This is a genomic window from Ochrobactrum sp. Q0168, from assembly GCF_016427605.1.
Classification (GTDB): Bacteria; Pseudomonadota; Alphaproteobacteria; order Rhizobiales; family Rhizobiaceae; genus Brucella.
This window is the reverse complement of sequence record NZ_JAELXQ010000002.1, coordinates 171,123-194,596: the sequence shown is the minus strand read 5'-3', so window position 1 is coordinate 194,596 and position 23,474 is coordinate 171,123. Positions and strand designations below refer to the sequence as shown.

The following is a 23,474-nucleotide window of genomic DNA, read 5'->3' as shown; positions in this document are numbered from 1 at the left end:
ATGCTCCTTGGGGGAAGGAGAGGGCAGTAAGGCAGTAGGGCAATAGGGCAGTATGTTTTGGCGACAACGCGAAACGATACGCTTCCTACTTCCTCATTCCCTTATTGCCTTACTGCCTTATTGCCCTATTGCCTTGAAACACCCGGCAAAGCCGGGCGTTTCACTCACCCCCGCCCAGCGAATGGACGAATATCGCCAGCTGCTTGACGGTTGTGTCGCCGAGGCGCGGTTCCCATGCGGGCATCACACCGTGTTTGGGATGCGAGACCTGACGGATGATTGCGTCTTCGCCGGAACCGTAGAACCAGATCGCATCGGTCAGGTTCGGCGCGCCGAATTCGCGGCTGCCCTTGGCGTCTGCGCCGTGGCAGACGGCGCAGTTTTCCGAGAAGACCTTCTGGCCTGCCGGGACCTTCGACGGGTCATGCGGTGTGCCGGTCAGGCTCACCACATAGGCCGCGACATCGCGGATTTGCTGCGGTTCCAGAATGTCCGCATAGGCTGGCATTTCGGACGTGCGGGTATCCGCGTCGTCCTTGGAACGGACGCCATGACGGATGGTCGTCAGGATTTCGTCGATGGAGCCGCCCCACAGCCAGTCATCGTCATTGAGGTTAGGATAGCCGGGCGCCCCTTGCGCGCCGGAGCCGTGGCACTGCACGCAATTGACGCGGAAGGCGGCAGCACCACCAGCAACGGCGAACTGGCGCAGATTTTCATCGGCCAGAATCTCGTGCACATCCTTGGCCTTGATCTGGTCGAGAATGCCCTGCTTTTCCGCCGCCACCTGGCGCATGTCTTCCTGCAGCGCGCCGCGGCTCGACCATTGGGTCAGCCCCGCAGTCGAGCTGGAAATCAGCGGCCATGCCGGGTAGGCGATTGTGTAGCCGATGGCGAAAACGATGGTGGCGTAGAAGGTCCACAGCCACCAGCGCGGCATCGGATTGTCGAGTTCGCGGATGCCGTCCCATTCATGGCCGGTGGTCGAAACACCGCTGACGTCGTCGATATGCTTATCAGTCATTTGCGTCATCCTTGAACGGAATGGCTTTCACCTCGTCGGCGATCTTCTTGCTGCCGGGACGGAAGACATAGAAGACGGTGATAACGAAGAAGACCGTCATGCCGAGCAGGCCCCAGCTGTCGGCGAAGTGGCGCATGGCGTTGTAATCCATGGGAAGCTCCTATCGCGCTTTGGGGGATTGATCGTAGGTCGAGAAATCGACCAGCGTGCCGAGCATCTGCAGATAGGCGACCAGCGCATCCATCTCCGTCACCGCAGCCGGATTGCCGTCGAAATCGCCGAGCTTGGCCTTGGGATAACGCCCCTCGACGCCGGATGTGTCGGCTTCGGGATCGGCCTGCGCCTTCAGGTCGTCCAGCGCATTGTCGATCATGTCCTGCGTATAGGGCACGCCCACCGCCACATTGGCCTTGAGATCGGCGGCAATGTTGTTGGCGCTGAGCGGCGTATCCTTCAGGAAGCCATAGCTCGGCATGACCGATTCCGGCACCACATCGCGCGGGCGGATCAGATGCTGGACATGCCATTCGTTGGAATAACGGCCCCCGACGCGGGCGAGGTCCGGCCCCGTGCGCTTGGAGCCCCACTGGAACGAATGGTCATACATGGATTCCGCCGCAAGGCTGTAATGCCCGTAGCGTTCCACCTCGTCGCGGAAGGGGCGGATCATCTGGCTGTGGCACAGATAGCAGCCCTCGCGCACATAGATATTGCGCCCCGCAAGCTCCAGCGGTGAATAGGGACGCATCCCTTCCACCTTCTCGATGGTGTTTTCGAGATAGAACAGCGGCGCGATTTCCACGATGCCGCCAATCAGCACCACGGTCAGCGATCCAACCAGCAGCAGCGTTGCGTTCTTTTCGATTACGGCGTGTTTTTTCAGAAAGGACATGTGTGTTCGATCCTTATTCCGCAGGCTGCATCGCTGATGCCGGCTTGGCCGGGGTTGCGCCGGCAATCGGCGCCTCATCGCGCAGGTTTCCGCGAATGGTCTGATAGACGTTCCAGGCCATGACGAGACCGCCCGTGAGGTAGAGCAGGCCGCCGGTCATGCGGATGACGTAGTAAGGGAACATCGCGGCGACCGTTTCTGCGAAGGAATAGACGAGGAAACCCTGATCGTCGTACTCGCGCCACATCAGGCCCTGCTGGATACCCGCAACCCACATGGCGGCGGCGTAGAGCACGATGCCGAGAATGGCGAGCCAGAAGTGCCAGTTGACCATGCGCACTGAGTAGAGGCGTTCGCGGTTCCACAGCTTCGGAGCCAGATAATAGATCGCGCCGAAGGTGATCATGCCGTTCCAGCCAAGCGCGCCGGAATGAACGTGACCGATGGTCCAGTCGGTATAATGCGACAGAGAATTGACGGCCTTGATCGACATCAGCGGACCTTCGAAGGTCGCCATGCCGTAGAAGGCGATGGCAGCCACCATCATGCGGATGATCGGATCGGTGCGGATCTTGTCCCATGCGCCCGACAGCGTCATCAGGCCGTTGATCATGCCGCCCCAGGAGGGCATCCACAGCATGATCGAGAACACCATGCCGAGCGTCTGCGCCCAGTCGGGCAGTGCGGTATAGTGCAGATGGTGCGGACCGGCCCAGATATAGAGGAAGATCAGCGACCAGAAATGGATGATCGACAGGCGGTAGGAATAGACCGGACGGTTCGCCTGCTTCGGCACGAAGTAATACATCATGCCGAGGAACGAGGTGGTGAGGAAGAAGCCGACGGCATTGTGGCCGTACCACCATTGCGTCAACGCATCCTGCACGCCCGAGAAGGCGGAATAGCTCTTGGTGCCAAGGAAGGAGACCGGCACGGCAAGGTTATTCACGATGTGCAGCATGGCGATGGTGATGATGAAGCCGAGGAAGAACCAGTTGGCCACATAGATATGCGGTTCCTTACGCTTCAGGACCGTGCCGAGGAACACCACCAGATAGGCGACCCAGACGATGGTCAGCCAGATGTCGACATACCATTCAGGCTCGGCATATTCGCGGCTCTGCGTGATGCCGAGCAGATAGCCGGTGGCGGCCATGACGATGAATAGCTGGTAGCCCCAGAACACGAACCAGGCCAGATCGCCGCCGAACAGGCGGGCACGGCAAGTGCGCTGCACCACATAGAAGGATGTGGTGATGAGCGCGGTGCCGCAAAAGGCGAAGATGACGGCGGAAGTGTGCAGCGGGCGCACGCGACCGAAGTTCAGCCATGGTTCCAGATTGAGATCCGGGAAAGCCAGCTGGGCTGCGATAACGACGCCGACGAGGAAGCCGACAACGCCCCAGAACACCGTGGCAATCAGGCCGTAGCGGATCGGACCGTCCATATAGACGGATTGATCCGTCTTTTTCGGCGTCAGACCGTAATCGGCGTTACGCAACAGAAGAATGGTGAAAATGGCGAGCACGACGAACAGAATCCACATATGGGTTCTGAACAGCTCGTCATGGGAAAATCCGGCCAGGAGCACGGCAAAAAGCGCTCCCAGACCGGATAGGACTGTTCCAGCGGCGTAGTTCATGAAATCCCCTCGCAGCGCGTAACGAAGACCGCCCTTCAGGGGCAGTTGTAGCGACAGGATGTCTATCGGCGCTGGGCGGCGTGCTGTCATTGATCCTAATCAACGACGATTTTCTAGGGAGGGAAGTGGTCCCGGAGCCTATGTCACCGGCACGGTCAGCGTGGCGCGAAGACCGCCCTCGGGACGGTTCACCAGAGCAAAACTGCCTCCCATCCGCGTCACCGCCATTTGCACAATGGCAAGGCCAAGGCCGCTGCCATTGTCCTGACGGTGCTTGCCGCGGAAGAAGCGTTCGGTGACATGCGGCATTTCAGTATCGGGAATGCCGGGGCCGCTGTCTTCGACGGTGAGGGTGAGGCGGCTGTCCGTGACGGTAAAGCCGCAGCGCACCAAACCATCCACCGGGGAATGCAGCACCGCGTTTTCGATCAGGTTGCGCGCGGCAAGCGTGAAGAGATGTGGGAACGGCATCTGCACGAGCGGCATCCCCTCCAGCAATTCGATGGCGACGCCGCGCTGTGCACCGAGCATCCGCATATCGGTGGCGATGGTGTGCAAAAGCTTGCAGGCCGGTTCCGGTGTCGGCGTTTCGGTTTCGTCGGACGTTTCAAGCGCCGCGAGATCGAGCAGCTGACCGACCAGCCTGCTGGTGCGGTCCACACCGGCTGCGATCTGGCGCACCGCATTGGCGCGCACGGCTTCGTCCTTTGCGCTTTCGGCGATCTGCGCCTGCGTCTTCAGACCGGCGAGCGGCGTCTTCAGCTCATGGGCGGCGAAGATCGCGAAGTTGCGCTCGCGCTCGCGCGCTTCCTCGACGCGGTGGAACAGCCCGTTTAGCGCGGTTACCGCCGGGGCAATTTCCCTGGGAAGGTTTTCTTCCGGCAACGGGCGCAAATCCTGCGCCTGCCGCTTCGACAGCACGGCGGCAAGGCTGCTCAACGGATTGAGCCCGCGCCGCACACAAAGCCAGATCATGCCCGCCAGCAGCGGCAGCACCAGAAGGGCGGGCACGGCCAACCCCGTCACCACATTGCGGACCAGCCTTTCGCGGACATAGAGACTGTCGCCCACCATCACGCGCAGACCGAGCTGCGTATTTTCAACCGCAAACGCCCGCCAGCGCTCGCCTGCGACAACCGTGTTGGAAAAGCCGTTTGCCACGCTGGTCAGCCGCGTTACTGGCGCGCTTTCCGAGCGCCCGACCAGCTTGCCGTCCAGCGCCCAGATCTGGCAGAAAAGCTGCCGGTCATAGTCGGAAAACTCCGGCATGGGTTTGAGCGAAAGCTGGCCGCCATCGCCATCAGGGCCGACTTCCACGCGATGATCGCTCAAAAGCGAATTGACCATGCGCGCGGCTTCCATCAGGCGCGCATCCAGAACCTTTTCCAGCTGGGCCTGGGTGGTGGTGTGAATCCACACCACGGCAACCAGCCAGACAAGGCAGGTCACGCCAATCAGAATGCCGGTCAGACGGCCACGGATCGAATTCATGCGCAGGCCCCCGCCAGACGATAGCCGACACCGCGCACCGTCTCGATGAAATCGGAGCCGAGCTTGGACCGCAGGTGATGGACATGGACCTCCACCGCATTGCTCTCCACTTCCTCCTGCCAGCCATAAAGCGCTTCTTCCAGCGATGATTTGGAAAGCGTCGCATTGGGGCGCTCCATCAGCGCGCGCAGGATCGAGAATTCGCGCCGCGTCAGCCGCAGCGGTTCGCCCTTGAAGCGTGCCGACATTTCCGCCGGATCAAGCTCGACGCCGCGCCATTCGAGCACCGCGTTTGCGCGACCAGTCCCGCGCCGCGCGATGGCGCGCACCCGGGCGGCCAGCTCATGCAGGTCGAACGGTTTGCCGACATAATCATCCGCACCGGCATCGAGACCGGCAATGCGCTCCGGCACCTGATCGCGGGCGGTCAAAAGCAGCACCGGCGTATCATCGCGTCCGCGCCGCATGGTTTTGAGAATGTCGAGGCCGGACCCGTCCGGCAGCATGAGATCGAGCACCACGGCATTGTAATTCTGCGCGGCAAGGGCTGCTTCCGCATCGCCACAGGTCGAGACCGCATCCACGGTGAAACCGGCAATGCCAAGACCGACGGACAGCCCGTCGAGCAGGATTGCATCGTCTTCAACCACCAGAATGCGCATTGGTCTTCCTGTTTTCGCCTTGTTGTCGTTTTAAATCAGCCCGGCTTCTGGCCATCCCAGCTTAAGGCTGCCTTAAGGTGGCGGCGTCATTCGCCTTTTACAGCATAATCAATTTTCTACGAATCAGTTCGGAAAACCGGAATGCGTCTTTCTGCGAGCCTTTTGAGTTTCGCTCTTTTGATCTTCACAGCGTTCTCGTCGGCCTTTGCCGCTGGCCCCTTGCCGGTGAACGAAGCGTTTCGGCTGGGCGTGACCAGGGATGCCGATGGACGCCTTGTGCTCGGCTGGACCATTGCCGAAGGCTATTATCTCTATCGCGATCATATTGCCGCAAAGGACGACAAGGGCAATGTGCTTGAGGTCGATACGCAGCCCGGCATTGCCAAGGACGATCCGAATTTCGGCAGGCTCGAAGTCTATTATCGCCATGCGAGCGCCAGCGTGAACGCGCGAACCGCGCCGGTGGAAATCACCTATCAGGGCTGTCAGGAAGACGGCATCTGCTACCGGCCTGAAACGCGGACGGTCGATCCGGTGACGCTGGCGGTTTCAAGCCAGATGGGAAATCTGGCGAAATCATTCGCGCAGAGTTCCACCTTCACACAAGCGTCGGCTCCCGCCGCACAAAGCAAGGCTTTTGCGCTCGCGCCTGAAAAGGGCCTGGTCGAAAACCTGCTCGCTGAGGGCGGCACGGGCTTTGTCATCGCAGCCTTTCTCGCTTTTGGCGTTCTGCTGGCCTTCACGCCTTGTGTCTTCCCGATCTATCCCATCGTTGCCGGAACACTGGCGCGCGAAGGCGAAAAGCTGACGGCAAAGCGCGGCTTCGTCCTCTCCTCCATCTATGTGGTCAGTCTGGCTCTGGGCTTTGCGCTGGTGGGGGCAGTTGCTGGCTGGTCGGGGCAGAACCTGCAAATGGTCTTGCAATCGAAATGGACGGCACTTGCTCTGGCGGCGCTGTTCACCTTGCTGGCCGTATCCATGTTCGGCCTGTTCCAGATCCAGCTTCCAAGTCGGTGGGTGAGCGCGGTTTCCGCGCAGACCGGCCAGCGGACCGGGTCGAAGCGCTCCGCCGCCGTGCTCGGCTTTTCGTCGGTACTGATTGTCGGCCCTTGCGTGACCGCGCCGCTGGCGGGCGCGCTTCTCTATGTTGCACAGACGGCCAATGTGGCGCTCGGTGCGGGGGCACTCTTCGCGCTCGGTATCGGCAATGGCTTGCCGCTGATCGCTTTCGCGACCCTTGGCGCGGGCACGCTGCCACGCGCAGGCGCATGGATGGAAACCGTGAAGCAGATTTTCGGCTTCGGTTTTCTGGCCACCGCCATCTTCATGGCCGCACCGCTTCTGCCTTCGGGTGTGGATATGGCGCTTTGGGCTATGCTGTTGTTCGGCGTGGCAAGTTTTGCCTTCCTCAAAGTGCCGGGGCATAGCGTTGTGGCCCGCACGATTGGCGCGGCGGCCTTCGTCTACGCAACCATCCTGGTGCTCGGCCTTGCCTCTGGCGGCAGAGATCCGTTGCAACCGCTGGCCGCATTCGCTAACCGTGGCGACAACCAGAGTGGGGCCGAGCTGCGATTCGCGCCGGTCGATACGGTTTCTTCCCTTCAGGAGAAGCTTGCGACAGTGGAAGGCTCGCGCCCGACGCTGATCTATTTCACGGCGGATTGGTGCGTGAGTTGCTCCACCGTGGAAAAGCGCGTGTTGCCGGATGCCGATGTGAAGAAAAGCCTGAACGGCTATCAGCTCATCAAGGCTGATATTTCCGATCTCACTAGTGGCAATGCCGACCTGATGGCGAAGCTGAAAGTGGCTGGCCCGCCGACGATGATTTTCTTCGACAAGGCAAGCCGCGAGCGGGAGGGGACGAGACTGGTGGGCGATGTCACGTCCGCCACCATTGCCCGGTCGGTCGGTCTCACCACCGATGGCCGGATGTAAGAGCCTGAAGCAAAAAGCGGCATGTGTGTGCGAAAATGGTGATTTTCGAGTACCGGAGCGGAGCGTACTTAAAGGTACGTGAGCACCGGAACGCAGAAAATTGCAATTTGCAGCCACACAGGGCGACTTTTGGAGCAAGCTCTAATTGCAGAAACAAGGATTGAAGATGATACTGGGGGCTTGGACAATTATGAAACGCGGGGACGATAGATACCGCATCGCCGTGCGGTTGTTGCGCATGGCCGCCATGGCTGTGCTGCCGCTGGCCGCAGCCGCCTGCACGACCACGTCCGCCGAGCAGCCGGTCGCGGTCGTCATGCCCGCGCCCGTGGTTCAGCCGGTGGTGGCAGAACCGGAGCCGGTGGAAGTCGCAGCGGTTGCGGAACCGGAAGTGCAGACGGCGCGCAGCGAATATGAAGTGATGTATGGTGCTGTCACCGACGGCAAGAACTTCATTCCCGCGCTCGACGTGAACAAGATTGCCGAGCGCAACCTGCGCAAGCAGGTTGATTATGCGACCGATCATCCGGTCGGCACCATCATTGTCGATCCCTATGCACGCTATCTTTATCTCGTGCAGCCGGGTGGCAAGGCCATGCGCTATTCGGTCGGTGTCGGTCGCGCCGGGCTGACCTTCAAGGGCGAAGCCAGGGTCGCCTATAAATCGCAATGGCCGCGCTGGACCCCGACCGCCAATATGATCAAACGCAATCCCGACCACTATGCGAAATATGCCAATGGTCTGGAGGGCGGCATCCGCAATCCGCTCGGGGCCCGCGCGCTCTATCTCTATCGCGACGGCAGGGACACGCTCTACCGCATCCATGGCACCAATGAACCGTGGTCGGTCGGCAAGGCCGCGTCTTCGGGCTGTATCCGTCTTTTCAATCAGGACATTCTCGATCTCTACAAGCGCGCGCCAACCGGTGCCCGCGTCGTGGTGCTCGACAAGTCCCAATCCGGCATGGGAGTGAGTTCATGATAAACCGCCGTCAGATGCTGGCTGCTTCAGCCGGAACCATTGCGACGCTTGGGTTTTCCGGCGTGCGAGGTCTGGCACAGGCCGTTCCGACCGTGGCCGAGGTTCTCTACGACAAGGAAATCCCGGTTCTCGGTAATCCGCATGGCAATGTCACCATCGTCGAATATTTCGACTATCAATGCCCTTATTGCAAAAAGGGCCATGGTGAACTGATACGCGTCGTCAAGGATGACGGCAATGTGCGGCTGGTTCTGAAGGACTGGATCATTTTCGGCGACACTTCGGCCTATGCGGCGCGGCTTGTTCTGGCGGCGGAAAAATCCGGCAATTACGTGAAGGCCATGGAAGCGCTGATGGCCACGCCGGGCCGTCTGACCAAGGAACAGGTCCATGCAGCCTTGAAGAAGGGCGGTCTTGACGCCGCCAAGCTTGAAGCGGCCTATAAGGCTGATTCCAAGCGGATCAATGGCATTCTTGAGCGCAACATGAATCAGGGCGAAGCGTTCAATTTCAGCGGCACCCCGTCTTTCGTCATCGGCACCAAGCTCTATGGCGGCGTGATGAAGGAACAGGAACTGATCGCGGCCATCGCGGATGCGCGCAAAGCCTGATGCGAATTTGAAAGCAAGCAGCGGAGTGTGAGCGCCCTTGTAAGGTTCTATGTCTGGTTCATATAAGGAAGGAACACGGACATGAACCTTATGACCCTCGCAAAGCATGATCCCGATGAAAGCCGCTGGCAGAAGGTGCTCGGACGCGACAAGGCGTCGGACGGAGCCTTCGTTTATGCCGTGCGCACAACGGGCGTTTATTGCCGCCCGTCCTGCCCGTCGCGGCGGGGAAAGCGCGAAAATGTGCAGTTTTTCGACCGCTGCGAGGATGCGGAACGGGCAGGCTTTCGCCCCTGCCTGCGCTGCAAGCCGCATCTGACCGAAACGCTCGCAACGCAGAACAATGCGCGCCACGCCGAAATCGTGGCCGCTGCCGGCCGCTATATCGAGGCGGCGGAAGAAGTACCGTCTCTGGAAGAAATCGCGGATGCGGTGAAGACCAGCCCGGCGCATTTCCATCGCATTTTCAAAGCCTTCACCGGGCTGACGCCCAAGGCCTACGCTGATGCGCATCGTGCGAGGAAAATGCGGGTGGCGCTCGACGCACCGCAAATCCGCGTCACCGATGCGATCTACGATGCCGGTTACAATTCCAGCAGCCGCTTCTATGAAGCCGCGGACCGGATTCTCGGAATGACGCCAAAGGCTTACCGGCAGGGCGGCAAAGATGCCGATATTCGTTTCGCCATCGGTCAATCAGCGCTTGGCGCCGTGCTGGCGGCGGTCAGCGACAAGGGCGTCTGCGCCATTTTGATGGGCGACGACCCGGAAGAACTGATCCGCGATCTGGAAAAGCGTTTTCCGAAAGCCAATCTCATCGGGGCCGACCGCGATTTCGAAGACATGATCGCGCAGGTGGTCGGCTTTGTCGAAGCGCCGGGCATCGGTCTCGACTTGCCGCTCGATCTGCGGGGCACGGCGTTCCAGCAGCGCGTCTGGCAGGCCTTGCGGGAAATTCCGGCAGGAAAAACGGCAAGCTATACGGATATTGCCGAGCGGATCGGCGCGCCGAAGGCGGTTCGCGCGGTTGCGCAGGCCTGCGCCGCCAACAAGATCGCTGTCGCGGTGCCATGCCATCGTGTCGTGCGCAATGATGGTGGGCTGTCCGGCTATCGCTGGGGTGTCGAGCGCAAGCGTGACCTCCTGAAGCGGGAGCGTTAAGCATGAGCGGCGACGTGGAAAAGGCGGCGGCAAAAGTCGCCGCCTATGACTGGGAGAAGATCGGTGCCGAACTCGACGCATTCGGTGCGGCCATTCTCCCGAAACTCCTCACGGAGAGCGAATGTCACAATTTTGCCACGAAATGGCATGATTCTGCCGCATTTCGCACCACCATTTCCATGGCGCGGCACGGTTTTGGACGCGGCGAATACGAATATTACGCTTATCCGCTGCCTGCCTTAATTGCGGGTCTGCGCGCCAGCCTCTATTCGCAGCTCGCGCCCGTCGCCAATGCGTGGAGCCGGAGAATGGGCGGCGACACCCGTTACCCGCCAAGCCATGACGCCTTTCTGGAACGCTGCCACGCAGCCGGTCAGTTACGCCCGACACCACTTCTCCTGCAATATGGCGAGGGGGATTATAATTGTCTGCATCAGGACCTTTATGGCGACATCGCCTTTCCGTTGCAGGTGGCTATCCTCCTGTCGAAACCGGGGAAGGATTTTTCGGGTGGCGAATTCGTGCTCACCGAACAACGCCCGCGCATGCAGAGCAGGGCCGAGGTGGTGCCGCTTGAACAGGGCGACGCGGTGATCTTCGCCGTCAATGACCGCCCGGTGCAGGGCACGCGCGGCGACTACCGGGTCAAGATGCGGCACGGGGTCAGCCGGATCCGCTCCGGTATGCGACATACGCTGGGCATAATCTTTCACGATGCGCGATAGGCCGACATAAGGGGTTGAACCAAAACGCATATTGGCCTTTGATCGCGCAAAGGATTGAAGGAGTCGACCATGAGCGTGACCATCTACGGTATCAAAAACTGCGACACCATGAAGAAGGCGCGCACATGGCTTGAGGACCATGGCATCGACTATGGTTTTCACGATTACAAGAAGGAAGGGCTCGATGCGGCAACGCTCGACCGTTTCCTGAAAACGGTGGCATGGGAACAGCTTTTGAACCGCGCCGGCACGACCTTCCGCAAATTGCCGGAAGAGGTGCGCCAGAATGTCGATGCCGCCAAGGCGCGGGCGCTGATGCTGGAACAGCCTTCCATGGTCAAGCGTCCGGTGCTCGACAAGGATGGCGTGCTGACGGTCGGTTTCAAGCCGGATCAGTATGAGGCGTTCTTCAAGGCTTGAGCTGCCGGGCTTCTGCCATAAATATCTGCGGATAGGCCTGCCCAAGCGGAGAAAACCCCCATGCATCAGCGCGTGAACAAGGTTGTTCAGCAATGGTCGGTGAGCTGGCGCGATGCGCTGATTGCTTGCATTGGTGGCGCTGTGGCGTGGCTGATCTGCCAATGGCTTCTCGGCCAGCCAAAGCCGGTCTTTGCCATGGTCACGGCGGTGATCTGCCTTGCGCCTAATTTTCCCCACCACGGCAAGCAGGGCGTCGGGGTCATGGTCGGCGTGACGACAGGCGTGGTGATCGGAGAACTGTCGCTATTGCTGCCCGAAACCGTTCCCGTTGTACACATGGCGGTGGTTACCTTCATCGCCATGGTGCTAGCCACCTCGTTCGGCATGGCGCCGGCGATTGCCATCCAGTCCGGTGTTTCGGCTATTCTGGTTCTGGCCATGGGGCCGCAGGTGGCGGGCGTGACGCGGCTGATCGATGTTCTGGTGGGGGCTGGAGTCGGGCTTCTGTTCAGCCAGATCTTGCTCACGCCGGACCCGGTGCGGCTTATCGACCGGGCGGCGCGGGTCCTGCTGGACCGGCTGGCCAACGGGCTGAAACAGGCAGCTATCGCGCTCGATAAAGAAGACCTGGTGCGGGCGCAAAATGCCATCAACCAGTTCACCTCCGCCCATCGCGCTGTCATTGCGCTCGGTGACGGTATCGCGCTTGCCCGCAGCAATGCGCGCTGGTCGTTGCGGGGGCGGCTCGCCGCGCGCGAAGTGACCGAAATGGCCGGACGTTATGACCGTCGCGGCATTCGTCTTTATGCGTCGGCGCTGCTGTTCGGCGAAGCGCTTGGTAATGCGCTGCGCAAGAAGGAAGCTCCGCCGCCGCCATGGATTAGCGAGGCGTTGCAGATCATCATCGCCAATTGTTCGCTGGAGGAAGGCGTGGCGCCGCAGCGTGTTCCGCCCGTGCCGAAGGAAATTCCATTCGGCTGGCGCGACTGCGTGCACCGGCTGGAATCGGTGCAGGATACCTTGCTGCACTTCCTGCATTCCGGGGTTCCGGACAGCGTGCCGGTGGTGAGGGGGGTAGAGGAGGGCAGTAGGGGAGTAGGGGAATAAGGCAGTATGTTTTAATTGCGCACGACCGCAACGACCCTAATCTTCTACTGCCCTACTGCCCTACTGCCCTACTGCCCTACTGCCCTACTGCCCTACTGCCCTTGATCGCTGCCATCAGAAAAATTCAATTGTACGCCAGCGCTCGAGGCGTATTTTGCCGCGCATGACCCCGTTCTCCTCCGGCACCGCAGTTTCCATGTCATCCTCCCCCAACTCCGCTCAACACAAGACGGCGCTCGGTTATGCGCTGGGCGGTTTTCTCGCCATGGCCTCCGCAATGGGCATTGGCCGTTTCATCTACACGCCGATCCTGCCGGGCATGATGGCCGCTCTCGGCTTCAACGCCGCCGATGCAGGCTTCATCGCTTCCGCCAACTATATCGGCTATCTGCTTGGCGCTGTTGCCGCAGGCTATGGCTGGTCGGCGGGCATCGAACGCGCCAGCGTCATCACCGGTCTCATCATCAGCGCCGCACTTTGCGCGGCGATGGCGCTGTTTGATGGCGTCTGGATGTTTGCCGCGATCCGCTTTGCGGCCGGTTTCATCAGCGCCGTGACCATGATCCTCTGCACGGCCATCGTGCTCAGCCATGTGACCGCCGCCGAACGCAGCGGGCTTGGCGCGGTGCATTTCGGCGGTGTGGGCAGCGGTATCGCCCTTTCGGCGGTGCTCGTGGCGGCCATCCGCTTTTCCGGCCTTGGTTGGCGCGCGGATTGGATCGGTGCGGCTTTGCTCACGCTGGTCATGCTGGCGGGCGTGGTCTTCCTGGTGCGCGAGGGACCGCGCGGGAATGGCGGCAACCCAAGTGAACCGGCTTTGCCGAAAAGCTTTGCCTTCAACGCATTGGCGCTTGCCTATGGCATTTTCGGCTTCGGCTATGTCATCACCGCCACGTTTCTGATCGCCATCGTGCGCGCCAACGAAGGCGGGCCGCTGATGGAAGCAGCCGTTTGGATCGTCACGGGCCTGACGGCTGCGCCGTCCATCTGGCTTTGGTCGCCTGCGGCGAAGAAATTCGGCCTGTTCAACGCTTTCGCGCTGACGGCCATACTGGAAGCCATCGGCGTTGCGGCCAGCGTCGTCATCGCGCCGCCCGTCGGCCCGCTGGTCGGTGGGGCGCTTCTCGGCATGACCTTCATGGCGCTGACCGCTTTCGGTCTCCAGATCGCGCGGGTTCTGGCTCCCGCCTCGCCGAAGCGGGCGCTGGCGCGCATGACCGTGTCGTTCAGCATCGGGCAGATTGTCGGGCCGCTGGTCGCCGGTTACATGGCGCAGCGTTCCGGCTCTTTTACCTCGGCCAGCCTCGCCGCCGCCCTGTCGCTGGTAGCGGTGGCCGTCATTGGCGTGCTGGCCGGTCAGAAGGCGCGTTAGGGACCCAAGACTTTATAGAAATCTTACAAACATTTAACTGGCAAAGGCGTGGCAACAAGCATTCTATGGGGGCGATAACCCCATAGAATCGGGACCGCTTTCGTGTTCGTATCTTTTTTCCCCCGCCCAAAACTGTTTTTTCCATCTGTCGTTCTTTGGAGCCTGCTGGCTGTCATCGGCTGGTATATGGGGGGCGAAAATCTCGGTCGTCTTTTCGGCCTGCCGCCTGCAGCACCCGATGCCGCACCGATCATCGGCGCGAGCCTTTTCTGGTCGGCGCCATTTCTGTGGTTCTATATTTATTTCGCCGTGGCGACCTTTGCGTTTTACGCTTTTTGGGCGCTGTTTTCACCGCATCCATGGCAGCGCTGGTCGATCCTCGGTTCGGCACTGATCCTGTTCACGACCTATTTTTCGGTGCAGGTCAGCGTCGCGATCAACGCCTGGTATGGGCCTTTCTACGACATGGTGCAAAAGGCGCTGTCGACGCCGGGTTCGGTAACTGCCGCCGATTTTTACTGGGGGATGGTCGATTTCGCGGGCATCGCCTTCATCGCGGTCACGATGAGCGTGCTCAGCCTCTTCTTCGTCAGCCATTATATCTTCCGCTGGCGCACGGCGATGAACGATTATTACATGAGCCATTGGCCGCAACTGCGTCATATTGAGGGCGCCGCGCAGCGCGTGCAGGAAGACACGATGCGGTTCTCCTCCACGCTGGAATTGTTGGGCGTCAATCTGGTGAAATCCGTCATGACGCTGATCGCTTTTCTGCCGGTCTTGTTCACCTTTTCCGAAAAGGTCAATGAACTGCCGATCATCGGCGCTATTCCCCATGCGCTTGTCTGGGCCGCCATTTTATGGGCCGCCTTCGGCACCGGCTTTCTGGCGCTGGTCGGCATCAAGCTGCCGGGGCTGGAGTTCAACAATCAGCGCGTGGAAGCGGCCTATCGTAAGGAACTGGTCTATGGCGAGGACCACGAAGACCGCGCCGATCCGGCGACGATGCGCGAATTATTCCGCAATGTCCGGCATAATTATTTCCGGCTCTATTTTCACTATGTCTATTTCAACGTCGCCCGCATTTTCTATCTGCAAGCGGATAATATCTTCCCGACCCTGATCCTCATTCCGTCCATCGTGGCAGGCAAGCTGACATTGGGCCTGATGAACCAGATATTGAACGTCTTCGATCAGGTGCGCGGCTCGTTCCAGTACCTCGTCAATTCATGGACAACGATCATCGAGCTTTTGTCGATCTACAAACGTCTGCGCGCTTTCGAGGCGACCATCCATGGCGAGCCGTTGCCGTCGCTGGATCGCAAAAATCTGGAGGCGGCTTAGGAATGAACGCCGGCTACGACCTGTTTTGCACAGCGTGGCCGGTGTTCTTGTCGAGGCTGTTCAGATAGTCGCCATAGGTGGTGCATTTGACGTCGGGCCTGGTGCAGACTTCAGAAACAAGGCGCTCCATGGCGCGCCAGTAAGCGCCGTCATTCATCAGCACGAAATGGAAACCAAGCTGCAAGGGAATGCGCTCGCCGTCATATTGCTTGTCGAAGGCGGCGCGAAACGCCTTATAGGCGCGCTCTTCGAAGGCTGCCGACTGCTCGGGCGCTTCCTTAGCCCTAGAATGGCGGACATAAAGATTGTAATCCATGCCGACGATGGGGCGCTGTGACGGACCTTCCGGGATGAGCGGCAGGCCGAAGGATGCAAACGGGCCTGTGATCTGCGGCAGTTCCGGCCCGCGTGTGACGGATGACGCCTGATAGCGGAAGCCGTTGGCCTTCAACGCATCCTGCACCGGCTTGGAAGCCGCGAGATAGGGCGCGCGAAAGCCATTGATGCCGCTGAGCGCGAGGTCGCGCCAGCCGTCCGGTTCGCCGTCGATACCGTTGTTCTTGTAGGCGTCGGCGACGATGCGGCGAAATTCGCCGATCTCCTTGTTCCAGTCGGCGGTGGACCAGCTGGTGCCGTCGAAATGGCCGCAGCCGTGGCTGGCAATCTCGTTGCCCTCCAGATGCGCCTGCCAGATATTGCCAAGCCGGGCCACGACTTCATCATGGGTCTGAGCATAGCCGACATTGGAGGCACCCGCCTTTTTGTGCGGCGGCTGATAGCTGGCGCGGTCCTTCCGGGTGATCAGAAAGACGCAGGACAGGAAATAGGTAAAATGGGCGTTGTTCTTCTTCGCGAGTTCCCGCGAGCGCGTCCACAGCGCATTGTCATGCGCGCCGTCGAAGGAAATCAGCACATATTGCGTTTTGGCGGCAGCAGGGTCCGCCCCCGCAGGCGCGCAGAAAGCCGTCAACAGGGAAAGAGCGAGGAGAGTTTTGGGGGAGAAAACGCGCATTGCCATAAAATACCGGGAAAATTGAAGGCCGGGAAGGGGCCAGTGGCCCAGCTATCCCTTGAATATGGCGAAGGTCGGACCGAAATTTACTTTTTGCCGGTGCTTGATCTGCTTATTTCGCGGACGGGTCTTACATATGGCGACAATTCCGACTAAAAGCGCCAGAACATCTCATTCGTAAACCAGTTTCAAGAACAATGGCAGGTCCATGGCAGACGACAGTTTCATTCGCGAGGTAAACGAAGAACTCCGTTCGGAACGGGCGAAGCAGGTCTGGAAGAATTTCGGCCCGATCGTGATCGGTGCTGCCGTTGCAATCGTTCTGGGCACCGCCGGCTGGGTCGGCTACCAGCACTGGACCGACAGCAAGGCCTCTGCTTCCGGCGATAAGTTCCTCGCGGCGCTTGACCTCGCATCGGCAGGCAAGAACGATGAAGCGCTCGCCGCGCTCGACGATCTGGAAAAGACCGGCTACGGGTCCTATCCGGTTCTGGCGCGCCTGCGTGCGGCTTCGGTCCTTGCCAGCAAGGGCGATGCGGCTGGCGCCGTGAAGGCATTCGACGATATAGCCGCCGACACTGCGGTGCCGGGACCGCTGCGCGATGTGGCGCGTCTGCGCGCGGGCTATCTCCTGGTCGATAGCGGTTCTTATGACGATGTCGCCAAGCGCGTCGAAACCCTGTCTGCCGATGGCAATTCGATGCGCTCCAGCGCGCGCGAAGCGCTTGGCCTTGCGGCATGGAAGGCCGAGCGTTACGACGATGCGGCCAAATTGTTCAAGCAGATCGCCGATGACGGTATGGCGCAGGCCAATATCCGCCAGCGTGCCAATACGATGCTGGACCTGATGCGCAGCGCAGGCGTTGCGGCACAAAGTTAAACAAAGGCTACCTTCGGGGCTGGTCTTGAACCGGCCCTGTTTCTTTCTGGAGTAATTTTCGTTCATGGGTTTCACTCTCGCTATCGTCGGGCGTCCCAATGTCGGCAAGTCCACGCTGTTCAATCGTCTCGTCGGCCGCAAGCTGGCGCTGGTGGACGACCTGCCGGGCGTCACGCGCGACAGGCGCATCCATGACGCCAAGCTCTACGACCTCAAGTTTCAGGTGATCGACACGGCGGGTCTCGAAGAGGCCGCCAATGACTCACTGGAAGCGCGCATGCGCGCCCAGACCGAAGCCGCCATCAGCGAAGCCGATGCGGTTCTGTTCGTGGTCGATGCCAAGAACGGCCTGACGCCCGCCGACAACACCTTTGCCGAATTGGTGCGCCGTTCCGGCAAGCCGGTGGTGCTGGTGGCCAACAAGGCCGAAGCGCGCGGCGCGCAGTCGGGCCTCTACGACGCCTTGCAGCTCGGTCTCGGCGAACCATGCCCGATCTCGGCGGAACATGGTCAGGGCATGCCAGATCTCCGCGACGCCATTGTCGAACTTCTGGGCGAAGAACGTGTCTTCGCCGACGAGACGGAAGCGGAAACCGCAGACGAGGTCTTCACACCGAAGGCTGTCGGCGAGCTGATTGGCGACGACATCGAAGATCCGGATGAAGAAGTCATCCCGGCCTATGATGCGACCAAGCCGCTGCGCATTGCCATTGTCGGACGCCCGAATGCGGGCAAGTCCACGATGATCAACACAATGCTCGGCGAAGATCGTCTGCTGACCGGCCCGGAAGCGGGTATTACCCGTGACTCGATTTCGGTCGACTGGGAATGGCACGGTCGCAAGATCAAGCTGTTCGACACGGCCGGTCTGCGCCGCAAGTCGCGCGTGCAGGAAAAGCTGGAAAAGCTGTCGGTTGCCGACGGTCTTCGCGCCATCCGCTTTGCGGAAGTGGTAATCATCGTGCTCGACGCGACGATCCCTTTCGAAAAGCAGGATTTGCAGATCGCCGATCTGATCATACGTGAAGGGCGCGCACCGGTCATCGCCTTCAACAAGTGGGACCTGATTGAAGACCGTCAGATGGTTCTGGCCGATCTTTACGAAAAGACCGCCCGCCTTCTGCCGCAGGTGCGCGGACTTCGCGCCGTGCCGATTTCGGGCGAACGCGGACAGGGCCTCGACAAGCTCATGGAAAATGTCGTGAAGACCCATGAGATCTGGAATCGCCGTATTTCCACCGGCCGCCTCAATCGCTGGCTGGAAGGCGTGATCGCCCATCAGCCGCCGCCGGCGGTTTCGGGTCGCCGTCTGAAGGTGAAATATATGACGCAGGTGAAGACCCGCCCGCCGGGCTTCGTCGTGTCGTGCTCGCGCCCCGATGCGATGCCGCAATCCTATGTGCGCTATCTGATCAATGGCCTGCGCGAGACCTTCGACATGCCGGGCGTGCCGATCCGCCTTGCGCTGCGCACTTCGGACAATCCGTTCGCCGGTCGCGCCAAGAAGAAGAAATAAGCATAATTAAAAAGCCCGGAGCGATCCGGGCTTTTTCTTTTGACGCTATTGAACAGACTACATCATGCCTTTGGCAGCACGAATTCGACACGCCGGTTCTGGGCGCGTCCATCGGGGTTGTCCTTACCCTCTACGTCGTTGGGCGCGACAGGTTCGCTTTCACCACGCCCTTCCGGTTTCAGGCGTGCTGACGGAACGCCATTGCCGACAAGAAACTCGACAACCGCTCCGGCACGCGCTTTGGAGAGCTTGAGGTTGTAGCTGTCGGAGCCCTTGGAATCCGTATGGCCGACAACTTGCACGGTGGAATCCGGTGTGCTGTCCAATATCTTGACGACATCACCCAGTGTGGACTTGGCCTTAGCCGTCAGCTTGGCGCTGTCGAAGCCGAACAGAATATCGCTCGTGACAGACAGGACGATGCTGTTGTCTGTCTCGCGCATGGTGATGTTGCCGCTCTTCTCGACAATCTGTTGCGCTGCACCCGAAAGGCCGCGCGCGTTGCCATCCGTTCCGCCCGATGCTGAAACCAGATCGCGGATTTCCGGCACGAGATCACGAATATAAGCGCTCTTATCCGTATTCAGGCCTGCATCCTGCGCTGTTCCGACCGATGGCAGGCACAGCGCAGCAAGGCCGATCAGACCGAGACGGGTCAATCGATGGATCGTAGCCATTGGCTGTTCCCCCTATTCGGCGGGAACGGCGAATGGTCCGAGCGGCTCGACCCCCTTGATATAGAGCGTCACCTTCTGGTCTTTCGGCGGGGCGGGAAAGACGCCATGCCAGACGCCGACCACAGGCCCCTTGCCGAACAGCGAAACGGAAGTCGGCGTGAGCGGCTTGCCCTCGGAGTCCTTCAACAGCAGATACTTCTTGTCGCCAGCGAGAAGATAATAATCGTTCTCGTATTCCTTGTCCGACATGGAGCTATAGAGTGTCGAGGAAACGTTGTCGCCTTCCGTGGCATTCTTGAAGCGAACCTTGACGGTCAGCTTGTCACCGTCGCGTATGGCGCCGCTGACCTCGGCAGTAACCTGGCCGCTGCTGTGATAGCCGGTTGCGAGCGGCTGGCCTGCTGCTTCTTCGGCCTGCGCTGCAAAGGGCAGGGCGCTTGCAGACAGCAAGACGGTGGCCAGAAGTGTACGTGAGAGAAACGCCATGAGTATCGCTTTCATTTGTTGGACAGCCTGGAGCATCATGCAGTCGGACGAAATCACCCGGCATTGCATTCATGCGGTGAGAACAAATAAGGGAGCAGTTCTGGCGGTATTATGAGAGCAGGTTTGATCGGATTATGCTCTAAAAGGTGAACCACTCCGGATGCGGGGCTGAAACCTAACAGTCTGAAAACAAAAATTCTATAAAGTTTCAAAAAACCTACAATCTTTTACTTCAAACTTCTTTTCCGTTCGTTACATGATGGGTTGGGTCGGTGTTTCAGGTATTTATTTTCGCACCGATCTAGAGCGGTTCGGGTTAAAACGGAATCGTGGAACCGCTCTATCTATTTGTTTTTACGCATTATCCTACGCCAAACCGCTACGCACTTTTGCTGGAAATGCTCTCATCCATTGGCATCAAAACGCACATTAACGGGTTGAGCTTGGTCGTCGCGGCTGCTAATCCGCCCGCTCCCCGATTTTCTCCCAAAAGGTGTAGCGATGACGAAGGCTGTTGAGAGCCCATTTGATGGCGTGACATTAGGCATCGATTTCGGCACCACCAATACTGTTTTGTCCGTTGCAAGCCCCGATGGCTCGGCGGCGGTTCTGAGCGTCGTCAAGGATGGCGTTGACGTGACCGGCTATCGCTCGATCCTCTGTTTCTGGCAGGATCGCGAAACCGGCGAGCGCACGGTGGAAAGCGGTCCATGGGCGATGGAGGCTTTTGTCAACGCGCCCCATTCAACGCGCATGTTACAATCCTTCAAGACCTTTGCGGCGTCAAAATCCTTCACCGACACGCCGGTTTTCGGCAAAAGGTTCAAGTTCGAGGATATTCTGACGACATTCCTTGAAACGATCGCCGCGCGCCTCGGCGACAGGCTGCCGCCTAAGGGCAATCGCGTGGTGATCGGCCGTCCGGTTATTTTCGCGGGCGGCTCGCCGGACGAGGAACTGGCCATGCAGCGCTACGAAAAGGCGTTTCGCGCCTTCGGCTTCACCGACATCCACTATGTCTATGAACCGGTTGCGGCGGCCTATTTCTATGCGCAGGAATTGAAGGCGGATTCGACCGTTCTGGTAGCCGACTTTGGCGGCGGCACCAGCGACTTTTCCATCGTGCGCTTCGAAGTGGGCAAGGGCGGTCTTTCCTTCACGCCGATGAGCCAGACAGGCCTTGGCATTGCGGGCGATACATTCGACTACCGCATCATCGACAATGCGGTTTCGCCACTGCTCGGCAAGGGCACGGAATACAAATCCTTCGGCAAACGCCTGACCATGCCGAACCATTATTATGCAAATTTTGCGCGCTGGAACACGCTGTTCCTGATGAATTCGCCAGCCACGATCCGCGACCTGACCGAGCTTGCCAAGCAGGCCGTGGAGCCGGAAGCGCTGGAGCATTTCATCAATCTGATCGAAAACGATTACGGCTACGAGATCTATCGCGCCGTTTCGAACCTGAAAGTCCGGCTTTCATCCGATCGCATGGCGGAACTGCATTTCAAGGCGGATGATTTTGAAATCCGCTCGGATATCACCCGCAGTGATTTCGAAAACTGGATCGCCGAGGATGTGCGCCAGATCGAGCAGTCTGTAGACGAGGCCGTGGAAAAGGCCGGGCTGCAATCCGGCGAAATCGACCGCGTGTTCCTGACCGGCGGCACGTCCTTCGTGCCGGCCATCCGCACGGCATTTGAAAGCCGCTTCCCCGATGCGGCGGTGACCAGCTCCAACCAGTTCGATTCGATTGCCACAGGTCTCGCGCTGATCGGTCAGGATGCCGATATCGACCGCTGGTCGGTGAAGCGCTAAGAAAACGGCTTTTATCCTGTCGGGCCTGTTTTGAACATTGTGATCCAAAAACGCAATGAAAACAAAAGCCGTGGCCCCAGCGTTAATTCTAAATTAATCAATCTTTTCAATTAGTAAACGCAAGCGTGTTAACGATACATCAAGGTTAATACTCCATTATCGGCGTTGTTAAGCATATCCCGAAATGCGCGGAAACGCGCTTCCGACACGATATGCGCGAGAACAACAGAAGTCAGTGTGAGTGGAGTGTACGGTGCGTCTTGTGTCGATGCGAGCGCTGTTTGGTCGTCGGAAGACCATCGCTGAGCCGGTATGGCATTATCCTGTCACGGGCTATTGCCCGGAGGATGGTCGCTATTATGCCGTGCGCGCCAAGCCGCGTCACATCGCCCGCAAGCCGCAGCGCTTGATCCCGCTGGTGCTCACAGCCTTCGCCTATCTCTTCAATTCCAATGCGATTGCCTTTCAGGATATGGCAAGCCTCGTGCCGACCGCCGATCTTGGCACGCATCGCTGGACGGCTTTTGTCGCCAGGGCGCCGGTCGGTTCCGTGCATCAGGCGGAAATGCCTTTTGTCGATGCAACGACGGTGACCGGCAGCATCGCCACCAACGGCATCGAAGTGCCGGGCATCGGTCGCGTGGCGCTTTCGGGCGGCAAGAAGACCGCGAAGCTTGGTCCGGATGATCCCAATCCGGATGAAAACCGCATCAACCGTACCGACAAGACGGGGCGTCTGGTCTCGGTGAAGCCAAAGGCACCTGCCAAGGCGTTCACGGCGGGCAGCATGTTCGACAAGATCAGCATGATCACCCGCCCGCCGGAAAAGACCGACGCCAAGATGGCCTTTTCCAGCAAGCTTGAAGGCAAGGAAATCGGCATCACTATGGCCTTCCATGCTGTGAAGCCGCCAAGGCCGCGGGCGGAAATGCCGGTGCAACTGGCCAAGCTGATCAATAATGATCAGCCAGATGTGCTGGCGCTGGGTTATGCGCCCTCTGCGCCGGATTATGGAAAAACCTCTCCGTTCGAGAGCATTCTGAAACCGGACCCGAGCGAGGGGCGTTTTGTCCCGCCGATCGGTGAAGAAGATCATGGATGGGCGGCAACTCCGTTGCCGCCTTCGGCATTTACTGCGAGCGAACAGAAGTGCCTTGCCGAAGCGGTTTATTTCGAAGCGCGCGGCGAAACGGTCAAGGGGCAGGTAGCCGTGGCGCAGGTGGTGCTCAACCGCGTGCGCAACCCGGCCTATCCCAACACGATCTGCGGTGCCGTCTATCAGAATCGTGACTGGCTCAATGCCTGTCAGTTTTCCTTCGCCTGCGATGGTCAGAAGCACCGTGTGACCGAGATGCCGCAATGGCGCATGGCGCAGCAGGTGGCAAAGACGGTATCGGCGGGCCAGATATGGCTGCCGGAAGTGGGTTCAGCCACACATTATCATGCGACCTATGTGAAGCCCTTCTGGGCGCCCACGATGAAGAAGCTGACCAAGATCGGCCTTCATGTGTTCTACCGCACCTATGGCGGCGGCTGGAGCTGATCTTCTGATAGGCTAAGGCTCAACAAGCGTCATCGGCTGGGGATAGCGGCAACGAAAAAGTGAAGGATTCGCGCCACATTCTTGGACTTTGGGCGGAAAATGAGTCGCACCATTAGCTATCCAATTGTTTTTTATGGATAAAAACCCTTCTGGAGCAGTGGCTTCACCGCC

22 protein-coding genes are annotated in these 23,474 nt (G+C 59.6%); 13 read left to right on the top strand and 9 right to left on the bottom strand.

The features are described from left to right. Nucleotides 1–160 precede the first annotated feature (160 nt). The 6 genes from ccoP to JAU75_RS05260 all read right to left on the bottom strand — a co-directional run bounded on the left by ccoP (nt 161) and on the right by JAU75_RS05260 (nt 5,711). A complete protein-coding gene (gene ccoP / locus JAU75_RS05285; protein WP_199055239.1) occupies nt 161–1,024 on the bottom strand; it encodes a cytochrome-c oxidase, cbb3-type subunit III in 864 nt (287 codons plus the stop codon). Next, nucleotides 1,017–1,175 (bottom strand): cbb3-type cytochrome c oxidase subunit 3, encoded by a 159-nt coding sequence (locus JAU75_RS05280; RefSeq protein WP_078337972.1) that lies wholly within the window; start codon nt 1,173–1,175, stop codon nt 1,017–1,019. The genes ccoP and JAU75_RS05280 overlap by 8 nt, the downstream gene beginning before the upstream one ends. Nucleotides 1,176–1,184: 9 nt before the next feature. Next, nucleotides 1,185–1,916, bottom strand: a complete 732-nt coding sequence (ccoO, locus tag JAU75_RS05275; protein ID WP_199055237.1) for a cytochrome-c oxidase, cbb3-type subunit II — start codon at nt 1,914–1,916, stop codon at nt 1,185–1,187. A 13-nt stretch (nt 1,917–1,929) separates the two neighbouring features. Beyond that, complete coding sequence (gene ccoN / locus JAU75_RS05270; protein WP_199056007.1) at nt 1,930–3,558, bottom strand: cytochrome-c oxidase, cbb3-type subunit I; 1,629 nt, start codon at nt 3,556–3,558, stop codon at nt 1,930–1,932. 138 nt (nt 3,559–3,696) lie between these two features. After that, nucleotides 3,697–5,049, bottom strand: a complete 1,353-nt coding sequence (locus JAU75_RS05265) for an ATP-binding protein (protein WP_199055235.1) — start codon at nt 5,047–5,049, stop codon at nt 3,697–3,699. Beyond that, entirely contained in the window at nt 5,046–5,711 is a 666-nt protein-coding gene (locus JAU75_RS05260; protein WP_199055233.1) for a response regulator transcription factor, read from the bottom strand. The genes JAU75_RS05265 and JAU75_RS05260 overlap by 4 nt, the downstream gene beginning before the upstream one ends. 141 nt (nt 5,712–5,852) lie before the next feature. Between JAU75_RS05260 and dsbD the strand changes: the two genes are divergently transcribed. The 9 genes from dsbD to sbmA all read left to right on the top strand — a co-directional run bounded on the left by dsbD (nt 5,853) and on the right by sbmA (nt 15,368). Next, nucleotides 5,853–7,646, top strand: coding sequence for a protein-disulfide reductase DsbD (gene dsbD, locus JAU75_RS05255; RefSeq protein WP_199055231.1), 1,794 nt, complete (start codon nt 5,853–5,855; stop codon nt 7,644–7,646). 238 nt (nt 7,647–7,884) lie between these two features. Continuing rightward, nucleotides 7,885–8,628, top strand: coding sequence for a L,D-transpeptidase (locus JAU75_RS05250; RefSeq protein WP_199056006.1), 744 nt, complete (start codon nt 7,885–7,887; stop codon nt 8,626–8,628). After that, complete coding sequence (locus JAU75_RS05245; RefSeq protein WP_199055223.1) at nt 8,625–9,239, top strand: DsbA family protein; 615 nt, start codon at nt 8,625–8,627, stop codon at nt 9,237–9,239. Before JAU75_RS05250 ends, JAU75_RS05245 begins: the two co-directional genes overlap by 4 nt. 81 nt (nt 9,240–9,320) lie before the next feature. Then, on the top strand, nt 9,321–10,400 hold the full coding sequence (gene ada / locus JAU75_RS05240) for a bifunctional DNA-binding transcriptional regulator/O6-methylguanine-DNA methyltransferase Ada (protein WP_199055222.1): 1,080 nt from the start codon (nt 9,321–9,323) through the stop codon (nt 10,398–10,400). Nucleotides 10,401–10,402: 2 nt separating this feature from the next. After that, the gene (locus tag JAU75_RS05235) at nt 10,403–11,125 is read left to right on the top strand and encodes a 2OG-Fe(II) oxygenase (protein ID WP_199055221.1); all 723 of its coding nucleotides are present in this window, start codon (nt 10,403–10,405) and stop codon (nt 11,123–11,125) included. Between the two features lie 69 nt (nt 11,126–11,194). After that, nucleotides 11,195–11,545: an ArsC family reductase gene (locus JAU75_RS05230; protein ID WP_199055220.1), complete on the top strand. Its 351-nt coding sequence runs from the start codon at nt 11,195–11,197 to the stop codon at nt 11,543–11,545. A gap of 60 nt (nt 11,546–11,605) precedes the next feature. Continuing rightward, a complete protein-coding gene (locus tag JAU75_RS05225; RefSeq protein ID WP_199055219.1) occupies nt 11,606–12,652 on the top strand; it encodes an FUSC family protein in 1,047 nt (348 codons plus the stop codon). A 196-nt stretch (nt 12,653–12,848) separates the two neighbouring features. Next, on the top strand, nt 12,849–14,024 hold the full coding sequence (locus JAU75_RS05220; protein WP_199055218.1) for a YbfB/YjiJ family MFS transporter: 1,176 nt from the start codon (nt 12,849–12,851) through the stop codon (nt 14,022–14,024). Between the two features lie 102 nt (nt 14,025–14,126). Next, complete coding sequence (gene sbmA, locus JAU75_RS05215) at nt 14,127–15,368, top strand: peptide antibiotic transporter SbmA (RefSeq protein ID WP_199055216.1); 1,242 nt, start codon at nt 14,127–14,129, stop codon at nt 15,366–15,368. Between the two features lie 13 nt (nt 15,369–15,381). On the opposite strand, the gene JAU75_RS05210 is transcribed toward sbmA, so the two are convergent. Beyond that, a complete protein-coding gene (locus JAU75_RS05210; RefSeq protein WP_199055206.1) occupies nt 15,382–16,380 on the bottom strand; it encodes a polysaccharide deacetylase in 999 nt (332 codons plus the stop codon). A gap of 208 nt (nt 16,381–16,588) precedes the next feature. On the opposite strand from JAU75_RS05210, the gene JAU75_RS05205 reads away from it, so the two are divergent. Together JAU75_RS05205 and der are read left to right on the top strand one after the other, a co-directional pair. Next, nucleotides 16,589–17,260, top strand: coding sequence for a tetratricopeptide repeat protein (locus JAU75_RS05205; protein ID WP_199055204.1), 672 nt, complete (start codon nt 16,589–16,591; stop codon nt 17,258–17,260). A gap of 64 nt (nt 17,261–17,324) precedes the next feature. After that, nucleotides 17,325–18,776: a ribosome biogenesis GTPase Der gene (der, locus tag JAU75_RS05200; RefSeq protein WP_199055203.1), complete on the top strand. Its 1,452-nt coding sequence runs from the start codon at nt 17,325–17,327 to the stop codon at nt 18,774–18,776. Between the two features lie 62 nt (nt 18,777–18,838). Here the strand turns inward: der and JAU75_RS24215 are convergent, their stop codons facing one another. Then, a complete protein-coding gene (locus JAU75_RS24215; RefSeq protein WP_199055202.1) occupies nt 18,839–19,453 on the bottom strand; it encodes an OmpA family protein in 615 nt (204 codons plus the stop codon). Between the two features lie 12 nt (nt 19,454–19,465). After that, the gene (locus JAU75_RS05190; protein WP_199055201.1) at nt 19,466–19,954 is read right to left on the bottom strand and encodes a hypothetical protein; all 489 of its coding nucleotides are present in this window, start codon (nt 19,952–19,954) and stop codon (nt 19,466–19,468) included. Between the two features lie 486 nt (nt 19,955–20,440). Between JAU75_RS05190 and JAU75_RS05185 the strand changes: the two genes are divergently transcribed. Both JAU75_RS05185 and JAU75_RS05180 read left to right on the top strand, forming a co-directional pair. Then, nucleotides 20,441–21,760 carry an Hsp70 family protein gene (locus JAU75_RS05185; protein WP_199055200.1) on the top strand — a complete coding sequence of 440 codons (1,320 nt, stop codon included), beginning with the start codon at nt 20,441–20,443 and terminating at the stop codon, nt 21,758–21,760. 253 nt (nt 21,761–22,013) lie between these two features. Then, nucleotides 22,014–23,303, top strand: a complete 1,290-nt coding sequence (locus JAU75_RS05180) for a cell wall hydrolase (protein WP_199055199.1) — start codon at nt 22,014–22,016, stop codon at nt 23,301–23,303. Nucleotides 23,304–23,474: the final 171 nt, after the last annotated feature.

Excerpts from the sequence above, each read along its gene's own strand:
- dsbD (WP_199055231.1), top strand. The coding sequence starts at position 5,853 with ATGCGTCTTTCTGCGAGCCTTTTGAGTTTCGCTCTTTTGATCTTCACA.
- der (WP_199055203.1), top strand. The coding sequence starts at position 17,325 with ATGGGTTTCACTCTCGCTATCGTCGGGCGTCCCAATGTCGGCAAGTCC.
- JAU75_RS05225 (WP_199055219.1), top strand. The coding sequence starts at position 11,606 with ATGCATCAGCGCGTGAACAAGGTTGTTCAGCAATGGTCGGTGAGCTGG.
- ccoO (WP_199055237.1), bottom strand. The coding sequence starts at position 1,916 with ATGTCCTTTCTGAAAAAACACGCCGTAATCGAAAAGAACGCAACGCTG.
- ccoN (WP_199056007.1), bottom strand. The coding sequence starts at position 3,558 with ATGAACTACGCCGCTGGAACAGTCCTATCCGGTCTGGGAGCGCTTTTT.
- JAU75_RS05250 (WP_199056006.1), top strand. The coding sequence starts at position 7,885 with ATGGCCGCCATGGCTGTGCTGCCGCTGGCCGCAGCCGCCTGCACGACC.
- JAU75_RS05230 (WP_199055220.1), top strand. The coding sequence starts at position 11,195 with ATGAGCGTGACCATCTACGGTATCAAAAACTGCGACACCATGAAGAAG.
- JAU75_RS05210 (WP_199055206.1), bottom strand. The coding sequence starts at position 16,380 with ATGCGCGTTTTCTCCCCCAAAACTCTCCTCGCTCTTTCCCTGTTGACG.
- JAU75_RS05220 (WP_199055218.1), top strand. The coding sequence starts at position 12,849 with ATGTCATCCTCCCCCAACTCCGCTCAACACAAGACGGCGCTCGGTTAT.
- JAU75_RS05245 (WP_199055223.1), top strand. The coding sequence starts at position 8,625 with ATGATAAACCGCCGTCAGATGCTGGCTGCTTCAGCCGGAACCATTGCG.
- JAU75_RS05205 (WP_199055204.1), top strand. The coding sequence starts at position 16,589 with ATGGCAGACGACAGTTTCATTCGCGAGGTAAACGAAGAACTCCGTTCG.
- JAU75_RS05260 (WP_199055233.1), bottom strand. The coding sequence starts at position 5,711 with ATGCGCATTCTGGTGGTTGAAGACGATGCAATCCTGCTCGACGGGCTG.
- JAU75_RS05185 (WP_199055200.1), top strand. The coding sequence starts at position 20,441 with ATGACGAAGGCTGTTGAGAGCCCATTTGATGGCGTGACATTAGGCATC.
- ccoP (WP_199055239.1), bottom strand. The coding sequence starts at position 1,024 with ATGACTGATAAGCATATCGACGACGTCAGCGGTGTTTCGACCACCGGC.
- JAU75_RS05235 (WP_199055221.1), top strand. The coding sequence starts at position 10,403 with ATGAGCGGCGACGTGGAAAAGGCGGCGGCAAAAGTCGCCGCCTATGAC.
- ada (WP_199055222.1), top strand. The coding sequence starts at position 9,321 with ATGAACCTTATGACCCTCGCAAAGCATGATCCCGATGAAAGCCGCTGG.
- JAU75_RS05280 (WP_078337972.1), bottom strand. The coding sequence starts at position 1,175 with ATGGATTACAACGCCATGCGCCACTTCGCCGACAGCTGGGGCCTGCTC.
- JAU75_RS05190 (WP_199055201.1), bottom strand. The coding sequence starts at position 19,954 with ATGAAAGCGATACTCATGGCGTTTCTCTCACGTACACTTCTGGCCACC.
- JAU75_RS05265 (WP_199055235.1), bottom strand. The coding sequence starts at position 5,049 with ATGAATTCGATCCGTGGCCGTCTGACCGGCATTCTGATTGGCGTGACC.
- JAU75_RS24215 (WP_199055202.1), bottom strand. The coding sequence starts at position 19,453 with ATGGCTACGATCCATCGATTGACCCGTCTCGGTCTGATCGGCCTTGCT.